Genomic DNA, 13,309 nt, shown 5'->3' with positions numbered 1-13,309 from the left:
CGCTGAAATTTCCTGTCTAATATAGTGTCTGTTTCACCTCTTTATTCAAAGGAAAAGGTGTTGGTTTATAAATTTGGCAAGCACTCGTGCCCCAGTCAGGACCCGAAAGGATCGAATGGATTACAAGGATTTTAAAAAGCAATATGCCGCAACGGCCACCGATATTTCCCGGGACGTTTTTTTCAAGAATCAGGGGGTCATGCGCATTAAAAAAGAGAAAACCGCTGTGACCAACCTGAGCAAGATTTTTGAGGCTGTTTTCAGTATTACCTATAATAAAGGATACCAGGCCATGAGTATGCGGGATTTAAGTCTCAAGACCGGTATGAGCCTGGGCGCCCTCTATGCCTATTTTCCCGGGAAGGATGAACTTCTGGCCATCATGCAGACCCAGGCCCAGGCAATGGTCAAGGGGATCTTGGACGAGTTTTCCAATGCCCATAAAAATCCGCTTGAAAAATTGCGGGCCGTGATCAAGGCCCATATTTTCCTGTCGGAACTGTTTCGGCCCTGGTTTTATTTTACCTTTATGGAGGCCAGAAACCTTACGCATAAAGGGTTTGAAGCGGTCAAATCTATTGAAGAGCATACCCAGAAAATTATCAGCGATATTTTGATTGAAGGAGAGGAAACAGGTGTGTTCAAGTCGGGGAAACATGACCTCACGGCTTGTATGATCAAGGCCATGCAGCAGGAATGGTATTTAAAACGGTGGAAGTACACCAAACAAAAAATATCCGTGGACCAGTTTACGGATCATTTACTGGACATGGTGGAGGGGTTTTGCCGGATATAATCTATAACCCAGGGAAAGTGAAGGAGAATGCAGATGAAAGATTTTGATTTGAGCGATAGAGTGGCAGTTGTTACCGGCGCCAGCCGGGGGATCGGTCTGGCCGTGGCCCAGAAACTGGCTGCCTGCGGGGCCCATTGCATCCTGGTCAGCCGGAAGGCAGAAAGTCTGGAGGCGGCTGCGGCCGGCATCAACAAGGCCGGGGGCAAGGCAACAGCCATGGCCTGCCACACAGGACACCCGGATCAGATCCAGGCCATGTATGAAAAAATTGAAGCGGATTTCGGAAGGCTGGATATCCTGGTGAACAATGCTGCCACCAATCCCCATTTTGGAGAAATGATCACGGCGGATGCAGGGATCTGGGACAAGACCCTGGATGTGAATGTCAAAGGTCCTTTTTTCATGATTAAATATGCCGTCCCATTGATGAAGGACAAGGGGGCCATTGTGAATGTGTCCTCGGTCAATGCGGTCCGACCCGGGATGTTTCAGGGGGTATATTCCGCCACCAAGGCAGCGCTTTTAAACATGACCCAGACCCTGGCCCGGGAGTTGGCCCCCAAGGGGATACGGGTAAATTCACTTTTGCCAGGGCTTACGGACACCAAATTTGCATCGGCCATTATTTCTTCCGATGAAATTTGCAATCATGCGTTAGCCCAGATTCCCCTGGGCCGGTATGCCAAACCCGAAGAAATGGCCGGAGCTGTCTTGTATCTGGTGTCCGATGCTGCCTCATTTACCACTGGTACCAGCTTGATTTGCGACGGGGGGATGCTGGCCTGAGCATTTGAAAAAGAAGTTTAACGGTAAAAATTTTACAAAGGGAAACACCCATGGCCCAATTAATTGCCGATCAACGAGAGATTGACTTTATTTTGTATGAGCTGCTCCGGGCAGACGAGCTGGTCAAGGCGGATCAATTTTCAGATTTTTCAAAAAAGAGCTTTGACATGATTATTGCCGAAACCCGGCGCCTGGCCCAAAAAGAGCTATTGCCCACCCTGGTCGATGGAGATCGTGAAGGGGTGAAGTTTGACAAGGGCCAGGTAAAAGTGGCGGATTCCTTTCACCGGGCAAGGTCTTTGATACTCGAGGCGGAACTGACAGCGCTTCCCGAAGACCCCCAGTGGGGAGGTCAGGGCCTGCCCTATCTCATTTCCATGGCAGCCCTGGAGTATATGATTGCGGCAAATTATGCCCTGAGCGGGTATGTTCACATGGGACACGGCACGGGAAAAATGATTGAGCTCTATGGGACAGATCTGCTCAAAGAGTTGTTCCTGGAAAATTTGTATACGGCAAAATGGGGTGGCACCATGCTGCTCACCGAGGCCGATGCCGGTTCTGATGTGGGGGCCCTGACCACCAGCGCCAAAAAACTTCCCGATGGCACCTGGTCCATTACCGGCAATAAAATTTTTATCACGGCCGGGGAACATGATATGACGGAAAATATCATCCACCCGGTCCTTGCCCGCATTGAAGGCGCCCCTGCAGGCAGCGCCGGTATCTCCATTTTCATCGTGCCTAAAATCTGGGTCAATGAAGATAAGAGCCTGGGAGACCCAAATGATGTGGTCTGCGTGGGGACCGAAGAAAAAATGGGGCTCCACGGCTCTGCTACCTGTTCAATGTCCCTGGGCTCCAAGGAGCAATGCCGGGGATTTCTTTTGGGAGAGGAGAACAAGGGCCTTAAAATCATGTTTCACATGATGAATGAGGCCCGGCTGAATGTAGGGTTCCAGGGCAGCAGCACCGCATCGCTTGCCTACCTTTATGCCCTGGATTATGCCCGAAAACGGGTCCAGGGAAAGAATCTTGTGGATCTTCGGAAACCCGATGCCCCTTCTGTTCCCATTATCCAGCACCCGGATGTAAGAAGAATGCTTACCTGGATGAAGGTCCATGTGGATGGAATGAGAAGCCTTGTCTATTACGTGGGGTCCCTGTTCGATCGAAAAGAGTTGGCGAAAGCCCCGGAAGAAAAAGAAACAATCGATCAGATGATTGGACTGTTAACGCCGGTGATCAAGGCCTATTGCGCCCAGCGGGGGTTTGAGGTCTGTGTTCAGGCCGTCCATGTTTTTGGCGGGTATGGATATACCAGCGAATATCCGGTGGAACAATTGGTTCGGGATGTCAAAATCGCCTCCATATATGAAGGGACCGACGGGATCCAGGCCATGGATCTTCTTGGCCGGAAACTGGGCATGAAAAAAGGAAAGGTGTTTATGGACCTTCTGGGCGAGATGGGCAAAACCATCACTGCTGCAAAAAAAATCGACAGCCTGGCCCCTCTGGCCGACAAACTGGAAAAGAGTGTCAACATTTTTGGTGAGACCGCTCTGGGTCTTGGGACCGCAGCCATGTCAGAGAAATTTGCCGCAGCCTTTGCCCATGCCCACCCGTTTTTGGAAATTACCGGGGATGTGACCTTAGGGTGGATGCATCTGTGGCGGGCCATAACCGCAAATAGTTCTCTTAAGACCGCAAAAAAGGAAAAAGACAAGAACTTTTACCAGGGAATTATCACCTCGGCAAGGTTTTACATTGAAACCGTGCTGCCGGTAACCCATGGGCGGATGCGTTCTGTCCAGGGGCTTTCAACGGCTGCAGTTGATATGGAAGATGCGAGCTTTGGATAAGATAAAAAATATTAATATTTAACATAAGATGGAGACCAGATAGAAGATGGAAAAGAAAATTGAGAAGGTGTTGATTCTGGGGGCCGGAACCATGGGGCTTCAGATTGGCCTGCAATGCGCAGCATGGGGGTTTGACGTGACTGTCTTTGATGCCTTTGAGAAGTCCCTTGAACAGGCGAAGAAGCGGGTGAACAAATTGGCGGATTCCCTGGCAGGCCACCGGCGGGTGAGCCCGGAAAAGGCGGCGGCTGCACTGGATCGTATCCGGTTCACATCGGATCCACAATCAGCTGGCAAAGATGCTGACCTGATCAATGAGTCCGTGCCCGAAGATCCAAAGATCAAACAGGCGGTATTTGCTCAATTCAACGAGATCTGTCCTGATCACACGATTTTTACCACCAATTCGTCCACTCTGGTTCCTTCCATGATCGCTTCTGCCACGGGCAGGCCGGATCGGTTTGCCGCCCTGCATTTCCATGATCTTTTGCTCACCAATGTGGTGGATATCATGCCCCATCCCGGCACGTCTAAGCAGACCCTGGCAGATATCCGGGAATTTTGCACGGCCATAGACCAGTTCCCCATTGAATTGAAAAAAGAGCAGCACGGGTATGTATTTAACACCATGTTGTCCGAGCTGATGGCATCGGCCCTGAGCCTTGCTGCCAAAGAGGTGGCATCGGTTGAAGACATTGACCGGGCCTGGATGGGCATCATGAAAACCGGTGTGGGCCCTTTTGGTATCATGGATTCCGTCGGCCTTGAAACCGTTTACAAGGTCACCGACTATTGGGCCGGGGTTAAAAATGACCCCCAGGCAAAGGCCAATGCGGCTTTCCTCAAAGGGTTTGTGGACAAAGGAAACCTGGGGGTCAAGACAGGAGAGGGTTTTTACCAGTATCCCAAGGCGTCATTTCTGGGACCTGATTTTCTTAAGGGCATCCGATAACCAAATATTCAAGGAAATCATCATGGCAGACAAATTTATGAGCATGAAAAACCTGACCTTTACCCTGCACTCCCGGGGAGGGAAATATCGGTCCATTACCCCTGATTATTTAAATGACCATACCCCGAAAACCATTGATATGGTTTTCAAGGCGGCCTTTGATCTGGGAAAAAAGGTGTTGCACCCCATGTTTGAAGAGATGGACCGAAACCCGCCGCAGCTTACCGACGGCAGTGTCCGTGTCCATGAAGGGGTCCGGCCCATGCTGGAAACCCTGGGAGAGGATGGCTGGATAGCGGCTCTTTTTCCTGAACGCTGGGAGGGGGAGAACATGCCTTCCTCCCTGCTCCTTTGCATTAATTTTATTTTTGCCACGGCCAATTATTCGGCTTCGGTCTATGCAGGGCTTACCATGGGCGCTGCAAAACTGATTTTGAGTTATGGATCAGAGCATCTTCAAAACACCTATCTGCCCCCCATGCTGGCCGGTAAATGGCAGGGTACCATGGCCCTGACCGAACCTGAAGCCGGCACTTCCCTGGGAGACCTTGTTACCGAAGCCATTCCCCTGGAATCCGGAAAATCGGAATCTGATCAATACAACATTATCGGGGAAAAAATATTTATCTCCGCCGGAGACCACGATGGAGTGGACAATGTGATCCATCTCATGCTGGCCCGGATAAAAGGTGCGCCTGCCGGGGTAAAAGGGATCTCTTTGTTTGTGGTGCCCAAATTCAGGCCCGATGACCAAGGGAACCTGGTAGAAAATGATGTGACGGTCACCCAGGTGTTTCATAAACTGGGGTACCGGGGCGCTCCTATAACAGGGCTTCGTCTGGGAGAAAAGGAAAATTGCATCGGGTATCTGGTGGGCGAGAAGCATCGGGGCTTGTTGTATATGTTCCAGATGATGAACAATGCCAGGCTGGAAGTGGGCATGGGGGCGACCTCAATTGCCACGGCAGCCTATCACAGCGCTTTGACCTATTGCCGGGCCAGGTGCCAGGGCAGAAAAATCACTGCTGCCAAGGATTCCATGCCCGTTCCCATTATAGAGCATGCGGATGTACGCCGCATGCTGCTGTTTCAGCGGGCGGTGGCAGAAGGGTCCCTGTCCCTGATTCTTCAATGCGGCATGTACGAGGACATCCTTGCCAGGGACCCCTCCCAAAAGGACTGTCACCTGCTGTTGGAGTTGCTCACACCTGTGGCCAAAACCTATCCGTCTGAAATGGGAATTTTGTCGACCAGTACGGCCATCCAATGTTTCGGCGGATACGGGTATTGTGATGATTTTCCCGTAGAACAGCATTTCAGGGATATGCGTATCCATACCATCCATGAGGGGGCCACCGGCATCCAGGGCATGGATTTGCTGGGCAGAAAACTGACCATGGACAATGGCCGGGCATTGGTGTTGCTCAAGCAGGAAATGGATGGTGCCATTGCCGCTGCCAAGCAGCATCAGGAACTGGGTGAAATGGCCCTGGATTTGAACCGGGCCATGGCAATGCTGGAAAAGACCACCATGAAGCTTGGGGCCGTGGCCATGGAAAAGGGGCCCGATGCCTACCTGGCCGATGCCAGTCTCTTTCTTGAGATGTTCGGTATCATGGTTATCGGCTGGCAATGGCTGACCATGGCTGATGCTGCCTTGCTGGCGTTGGGAAAAGAAGGGCTCAAGAAAAAGGATGCCCTCTTTTATAAGGGTAAGGTCCATGTGGCCCGTTATTTTTTCTCATATGAAATGCCCAAAATGGAAGGACTGGCCACGACCCTTGAAAAATCAGGCCAGATGACCCTTGCCGTGCCCGAGGATTGCTTTACCGATTAGACGGATCCTCAAACCTAAAACCCAAAGGAGATACCCAAGAGACATGAATGCAACCATAAAAGAAAATGTTGATACGCCGCCGTTTAAGTTCAGGACAGAAGGCGGAATAGGATATCTGACTCTGGACAGAGCCGCCACCTATAATGCCTTTGATCATTCAATGGTGGTGGCCTTTGAAACACTGTTAAGAGAGCTTCGCTATGATGAAGAAACCCGGGTGGTAATCCTGGACGGGGGAAAAGCCAAGGGCTTTTGTGCCGGATTGGATACCAAGGGCTATGCCCCTGAAATTTTTAAGATGACCCCCATCCAGGCCTATAATGCCCAGGTCCGCATGAGCCGGCTATTTTTGGGCATGCGACAGATTCCCCAGCCCATTATTGCCTGTGTCCACGGGGCAGCGGCAGGAATAGGATTTTCCCTTGCCATGGCATCTGATTTAAGGATCCTGGCCGAGGACGCACGGTTTTCTGCGGCTTATATTAATATAGGGCTTGGCGGGGCAGACATGGCATCCTCTTATTTTCTTCCCCGGCTCATCGGGGCAGGGCGGGCCTATGAATATTTGCTCACAGGCAATTGGATGGATGCAAAAACAGCTCTGTCCCTGGGCTTTGCCTCCCGGGTTGTGGGAAAGGATGAGATGATACCAACGGCCCAGGGCCTTGCCAAAACCATGGTGGAGAAAAACCCCATGGGGATCCGCATGACCAAGGAGGCCATCAATTGCAATTTGGATTGTCCCGGCCTTGAAGCCGCCCTGAACATGGAAGACCGGAATCAAATCATGATGTCCTATACCTATCGGATGAAATAAAACCAAGCCCCTGGGATGACAAACCCCAATATATTCGCTGACATGGAGAATATATTGGGGGATTCCCATGCCAGTGAAATGGTTTATTTGAAATAAATTTAAAAAAATAGTTGACATAAATTATATTTCAGGTATTATTCGTTGATCTTCACGGGGAAATAATTTGAAATTTTGACCTGGGAAGATTTTTTTTGTGCGAGTTTGATCTTTGAAAATTGGTCAGTGAGAAAAGAAAATGAGCGGGTCTAAGGACCTAAAAGTTTTATCAAAGGATTATAACTGGAGAGTTTGATCCTGGCTCAGAATGAACGCTGGCGGCGTGCTTAACACATGCAAGTCGAACGAGAACGGGATTGCTTGCAATCCTTAGTAGAGTGGCGCACGGGTGAGTAACACGTAGATAATCTACCTTCAAGCCTGGGATAACTATTCGAAAGGATGGCTAATACCGGATGAAGTATGTTGACATAAGTTGATATATGAAAGGTTGCCTCTTCTTGAAAGCAATTGTTTGAAGATGAGTCTGCGGACCATTAGTTTGTTGGTGGGGTAAAGGCCTACCAAGACTACGATGGTTAGCTGGTCTGAGAGGATGATCAGCCACACTGGAACTGACACACGGTCCAGACTCCTACGGGAGGCAGCAGTGAGGAATTTTGCGCAATGGGGGAAACCCTGACGCAGCAACGCCGCGTGAGTGAAGAAGGCCCTTGGGTCGTAAAGCTCTGTCGACAGGGAAGAAATTACTTCATATTAATAGTATGTTGTATTGACGGTACCTGTAGAGGAAGCACCGGCTAACTCCGTGCCAGCAGCCGCGGTAATACGGGGGGTGCAAGCGTTATTCGGAATTATTGGGCGTAAAGGGCGCGTAGGCGGTCTTGTCGGTCAGATGTGAAAGCCCGGGGCTCAACCCTGGAAGTGCATTTGAAACAGCAAGACTTGAATACTGGAGAGGAGAGCGGAATTCCTGGTGTAGAGGTGAAATTCGTAGATATCAGGAGGAACACCGATGGCGAAGGCAGCTCTCTGGACAGATATTGACGCTGAGGCGCGAAGGTGTGGGTAGCGAACAGGATTAGATACCCTGGTAGTCCACACAGTAAACGTTGTTCACTCGGTGTACCGGATATTAAAATCTGGTGTGCCCAAGCTAACGTGGTAAGTGAACCGCCTGGGGAGTACGGTCGCAAGACTAAAACTCAAAGGAATTGACGGGGGCCCGCACAAGCGGTGGAGCATGTGGTTTAATTCGACGCAACGCGAAGAACCTTACCTGGATTTGACATCCTGTGAATCTTTGAGAGATCAGAGAGTGCCTTCGGGAACACAGTGACAGGTGCTGCATGGCTGTCGTCAGCTCGTGTCGTGAGATGTTTGGTTAAGTCCAGCAACGAGCGCAACCCTTATCGTTAGTTGCCAGCACGTAATGGTGGGAACTCTAGCGAGACTGCCCGGGTTAACCGGGAGGAAGGCGGGGATGACGTCAAGTCCTCATGGCCCTTATATCCAGGGCTACACACGTGCTACAATGGTAAGTACAGAGGGCAGCAAGCCAGCGATGGTTAGCTAATCCCTAAAGCTTATCTCAGTCCGGATTGGAGTCTGCAACTCGACTCCATGAAGTTGGAATCGCTAGTAATCGCGGATCAGCATGCCGCGGTGAATATGTTCCCGGGCCTTGTACACACCGCCCGTCACACCATGAGAGTTGATTATACCCGACGTCGTTGGGCTAACCCTTCGGGGAAGCAGGCGCCTAAGGTATGGTTGATAATTGGGGTGAAGTCGTAACAAGGTAGCCGTTGAGGAATCAGCGGCTGGATCACCTCCTTTCAAAGGAAAGACAAGAAGTATAAGCGCTCAAGCTTTTAATTTTCACTGGCCAATTTTGAGGGATCAAAACGGCGAAGTATTAGTAGCCGGATCGTTCACTGTTCTTTGACAATTTGTTGTTGTAAATATCAATTGCGCAGTTGTTAATATTATCATTAACAACTGATTAAAATATAAAGCCAAGGTTTGATTGTTGAATCAGACTGAAAGCTTGACCATTTGATGGAAGGTGAATTTATTCACCCAAGTTAAATATGTTCGCATCAAAGTGTTTAAACTTATTTGTGGTATAGTGGCTAAGCTACTAAGAGCAAACGGTGGATGCCTTGGTGTCAAGTGCAGATGAAAGACGTGGAAAGCTGCGATAAGCTTCGGGGAGGAGCTAAACATCCTTTGATCCGGAGATTTCTGAATGGGGCAACCCGGCATGGTTAATACCGTGTCATCCTAACATGAATACATAGTGTTAGGAAGCCAACGGGGAGAACTGAAACATCTTAGTACCCCCAGGAAAAGAAAGTAATAACGATTTCCTAAGTAGCGGCGAGCGAACGGGAAAGAGCCCAAACCATATACGTGTCAAGCCCAAAAGCGTTGCGTATACGGGGTCGTGGGATGAGATTTGTCAGGGTTTTGGACCTGGCGGAGAGTAAAAAAATTCATTATTAGCTGAATGAGCTGGAAAGCTCGATCAAAGAAGGTGACAATCCTGTAAGCGAAAATAATGGATCTCTCTTATTTTATTCCCAAGTACTGCGGAACACGAGAAATTCTGTGGGAATTTGTGTGGACCATCACATAAGGCTAAATACAACTTGACAACCGATAGCGTACCAGTACCGTGAGGGAAAGGTGAAAAGTACCCCTGTTAGGGGAGTGAAATAGTACCTGAAACCGTTTGCTTACAAGCAGTGGGAGCTTGATCTTCGGATCTTGTGACCGCGTGCCTTTTGCATAATGAGTCAGCGAGTTATTTAGTGTAGCAAGGTTAAGTCGATAGATGTAGCCGTAGCGAAAGCGAGTCTGAAATGGGCGACAAGTTGCACTGAATAGACCCGAAACCAGGTGATCTATCCATGTCCAGGGTGAAGCACAAGTAAAATTGCGTGGAGGCCCGAACCGTCACAGGTTAAAAACTGTTCGGATGAGGTGTGGATAGGGGTGAAAGGCCAAACAAACCTGGAGATAGCTGGTTCTCTCCGAAATATATTTAGGTATAGCCTTATAAGTTTCTTGCCGGAGGTAGAGCACTGGATGGGCTAGGGGTCTCACCAGATTACCAAACCTAACCAAACTCCGAATACCGGTAAGTCAGATTATAGGAGTCAGCCCGCGGGAGCTAAGTTCCGCGGACGAGAGGGAAACAACCCAGACCGCCAGCTAAGGTCCCCAAATCTATGCTAAGTGGAGAAGGATGTGGGAATGCCCAGACAACCAGGAGGTTGGCTTAGAAGCAGCCATCCTTTAAAGAAAGCGTAATAGCTCACTGGTCGAGTGGATCTGCGCCGAAAATGTATCGGGGCTAAAGCATAGTACCGAAGCTGCGGATAGGATTTGATCTACGGATTGAGTTTTATGGTAGGAGAGCGTTGTGCCGTCATAGAATCGTTTACGTGAGTAAATGTGGAGATTGCACAAGCGACCATGCTGACATGAGTAGCGATAAAGCGGGTGAGAGACCCGCTCGCCGATAGCCCAAGGTTTCCTGAGTAAAGCTAATCTGCTCAGGGTTAGTCGATCCCTAAGGCGAGGCCGAAAGGCGTAGTCGATGGAAAACAGGTTAATATTCCTGTACCACCCAGTTGTCGTTTGAGAGAAGGGGGGACGCAGGAGGGCAAGTCATCCGTCTGTTGGAATAGGCGGTTTAAGCTCGTAGGCTGAGAATCCAGGCAAATCCGGATTTTCATTAAGGCTGAGAAGCGATGAGGAGGGATTTATCCCATAAACTGACTGCACCCATGCTGCCAAGAAAAGCCTCTATCGAGATAACAGGTGATCGTACCAAAACCGACACAGGTAGGCAGGGAGAGTATCCCGAGGCGCTTGAGAGAACTCTGGTTAAGGAACTCGGCAAAATGATACCGTAACTTAGGGAGAAGGTATGCCCTTGAATGTGATTAAATTTACTTTATAAGCGTTCGAGGGCCGCAGAGAATTGGTGGTAGCGACTGTTTACTAAAAACATAGGACTCTGCAAAGTCGCAAGACGAAGTATAGGGTCTGACGCCTGCCCGGTGCTGGAAGGTTAAGGGGATTTGTTAGCATTTATGCGAAGCACTGAACTGAAGCCCCAGTAAACGGCGGCCGTAACTATAACGGTCCTAAGGTAGCGAAATTCCTTGTCGGGTAAGTTCCGACCTGCACGAATGGCGTAACGACTTCCACACTGTCTCAACCAGAGACTCAGCGAAATTGGAATGGCGGTGAAGATACCGTCTACCCGCGAAAAGACGGAAAGACCCCGGCACCTTTACTACAGCTTGACATTGGATTTTGGGATATGATGTGCAGGATAGGTGGGAGACTTAGAAGCAGGTACGCCAGTGCTTGTGGAGTTACCCTTGAAATACCACCCTTCATATTTCAGTGTTCTAACGTCGGTCCCTTATCGGGATTACGGACAGTGTCTGGTGGGTAGTTTGACTGGGGCGGTCGCCTCCCAAAGAGTAACGGAGGCGCGCGAAGGTTCCCTCAGGTTGATTGGAAACCAACCATAGAGTGCAAAGGCATAAGGGAGCTTGACTGCGAGAGAGACATTTCGAGCAGGTACGAAAGTAGGTCTTAGTGATCCGGCGGTTCTGAATGGAAGGGCCGTCGCTCAACGGATAAAAGGTACGCCGGGGATAACAGGCTTATCGCCCCCAAGAGTTCACATCGACGGGGCGGTTTGGCACCTCGATGTCGGCTCATCACATCCTGGGGCTGGAGCAGGTCCCAAGGGTTTGGCTGTTCGCCAATTAAAGTGGTACGTGAGCTGGGTTTAAAACGTCGTGAGACAGTTTGGTCCCTATCTTTCGTGGGCGCAGGATATTTGAGGAGATCTGATCCTAGTACGAGAGGACCGGATTGGACCAACCAATGGTGTTCCAGTTGTTCCGCCAGGAGCATTGCTGGGTAGCTAAGTTGGGTATGGATAACCGCTGAAAGCATCTAAGCGGGAAGCCAACTTCAAGATTAGATATCCCATCTATTTATAGACTAAAGACCCCTTGAAGACTACAAGGTTGATAGGCCAGGTGTGTAAGCACAGTAATGTGTTCAGCTAACTGGTACTAATAGGTCGTGAGGCTTAGCCACTTCCTCCACAATTAAGTTTGAACGCTTTAATGCGAAACATATTTAATACGCAAATTTACAACAATAAATTACAAAATGGATTTATGGAACACAAGAAGTAGCACCCTTCAAAAGTTCCGGATCCAAACCATCTTAATCTGGTGGTAATGGCAAAGAGGTCACACCCGTTCCCATCTCGAACACGGAAGTTAAGCTCTTTAGCGTCGATGGTACTGCATGGGAGACTGTGTGGGAGAGTAGAACGCCGCCAGATTATTCTTCAAAAAGCCCTGATCATAGAAATATGATCAGGGCTTTTTGCGTTTGTAACTCTGTCCAAACCATTGTCGATATTCCTGGGTGCTTTTTTCGCACAGCTTTATTTATTTCCCTCAAACACAATATTTTATGGTGGGCTTCGTTTTAAAAAAGTCGAGACTATTAATAATAGTCCACACCGCATAAGAATGGATGCTGTTCAATTCTTATGTCTTCAAAAAGGCAGTTCTTTCCATTTCTCTCTATCTCCAATTATGTTGAATATAGACTCGACAATCAAAACGGTTCGCCATACCATATGTTGTGATTGGAAGATTTCGATAAAAGCGACAGATGATACCATAGAAGCTCGCCCCATGAAAATTTGAATTGGTAAAAATTAGTGTCATTATTTTCACGCCCAAATTTAGAACAAGGCTTAATCACCACTGTTTTTGGCAATCATCTTTATTTTGTTCTCGTTGATGTTGAGTTTTATCCTAAAAAAAATTCTAAAATTCAGGTTTTCCCTGATTGATATCCTCTGTTGATTTTACTAAAAGTTTATAACTTATTGAAAATATAGAAAAAGCCAAACCTGTTGTGAAGCAGGTCCTGCCTTCCCGCCTGGAAGCCGTCGAAACGGTGTTTGCCATGACCGTGCACAAATCCCAGGGCTCGGAGTTTGAGCATACGGCCATGGTCCTGCCAGATGCCATGAATCCGGTCATAACCCGGGAACTGGTTTACACCGGCATCACCCATGCCCGCTCCTTTTTGACCCTGCCCGGTCCCCGACATCCTGTCAAAGGCCGTGTCCCAGCAGACCCACAGGGCTTAGGGGTTGGGTGATCTTCTGAGATCCGGCATTCGATCATGGGAACCAATT

The 13,309-nt window shown here is 49.1% G+C and carries 7 protein-coding genes and 3 rRNA genes; all 10 read left to right on the top strand.

What is annotated here, in order from left to right; translation table 11 throughout:
• Positions 1 to 115 precede the first annotated feature (115 nt).
• The 10 genes from ACZ45G_RS25035 (at position 116) to ACZ45G_RS24990 (ending at position 13,272) form a co-directional block, all read left to right on the top strand.
• Positions 116 to 796, top strand: a complete 681-nt coding sequence (locus tag ACZ45G_RS25035; protein WP_464173285.1) for a TetR/AcrR family transcriptional regulator — start codon at positions 116 to 118, stop codon at positions 794 to 796.
• Positions 797 to 829: 33 nt separating this feature from the next.
• A complete protein-coding gene (locus tag ACZ45G_RS25030; RefSeq protein ID WP_464173284.1) occupies positions 830 to 1,582 on the top strand; it encodes an SDR family oxidoreductase in 753 nt (250 codons plus the stop codon).
• A gap of 50 nt (positions 1,583 to 1,632) precedes the next feature.
• Positions 1,633 to 3,444 carry an acyl-CoA dehydrogenase gene (locus tag ACZ45G_RS25025; RefSeq protein ID WP_464173282.1) on the top strand — a complete coding sequence of 604 codons (1,812 nt, stop codon included), beginning with the start codon at positions 1,633 to 1,635 and terminating at the stop codon, positions 3,442 to 3,444.
• Positions 3,445 to 3,490: 46 nt separating this feature from the next.
• Entirely contained in the window at positions 3,491 to 4,396 is a 906-nt protein-coding gene (locus ACZ45G_RS25020) for a 3-hydroxyacyl-CoA dehydrogenase (RefSeq protein WP_464173281.1), read from the top strand.
• A 22-nt stretch (positions 4,397 to 4,418) separates the two neighbouring features.
• Positions 4,419 to 6,233 carry an acyl-CoA dehydrogenase gene (locus ACZ45G_RS25015; protein ID WP_464173279.1) on the top strand — a complete coding sequence of 605 codons (1,815 nt, stop codon included), beginning with the start codon at positions 4,419 to 4,421 and terminating at the stop codon, positions 6,231 to 6,233.
• A 43-nt stretch (positions 6,234 to 6,276) separates the two neighbouring features.
• Complete coding sequence (locus ACZ45G_RS25010; protein ID WP_464173278.1) at positions 6,277 to 7,050, top strand: enoyl-CoA hydratase/isomerase family protein; 774 nt, start codon at positions 6,277 to 6,279, stop codon at positions 7,048 to 7,050.
• Positions 7,051 to 7,326: 276 nt separating this feature from the next.
• Positions 7,327 to 8,886, top strand: a 16S ribosomal RNA gene (locus tag ACZ45G_RS25005).
• A gap of 294 nt (positions 8,887 to 9,180) precedes the next feature.
• Positions 9,181 to 12,183: ribosomal RNA gene (locus tag ACZ45G_RS25000) — 23S ribosomal RNA — on the top strand.
• A 136-nt stretch (positions 12,184 to 12,319) separates the two neighbouring features.
• A 5S ribosomal RNA gene (gene rrf, locus ACZ45G_RS24995) occupies positions 12,320 to 12,436 on the top strand.
• The 16S, 23S and 5S rRNA genes sit together here, the layout of an rRNA operon.
• Positions 12,437 to 13,023: 587 nt before the next feature.
• On the top strand, positions 13,024 to 13,272 hold the full coding sequence (locus tag ACZ45G_RS24990; protein WP_464173277.1) for an ATP-binding domain-containing protein: 249 nt from the start codon (positions 13,024 to 13,026) through the stop codon (positions 13,270 to 13,272).
• Positions 13,273 to 13,309 lie beyond the last annotated feature (37 nt).

The organism is Desulfoconvexum algidum (genome assembly GCF_055382125.1).
This window is presented reverse-complemented; position numbering and strand designations above follow the sequence as displayed.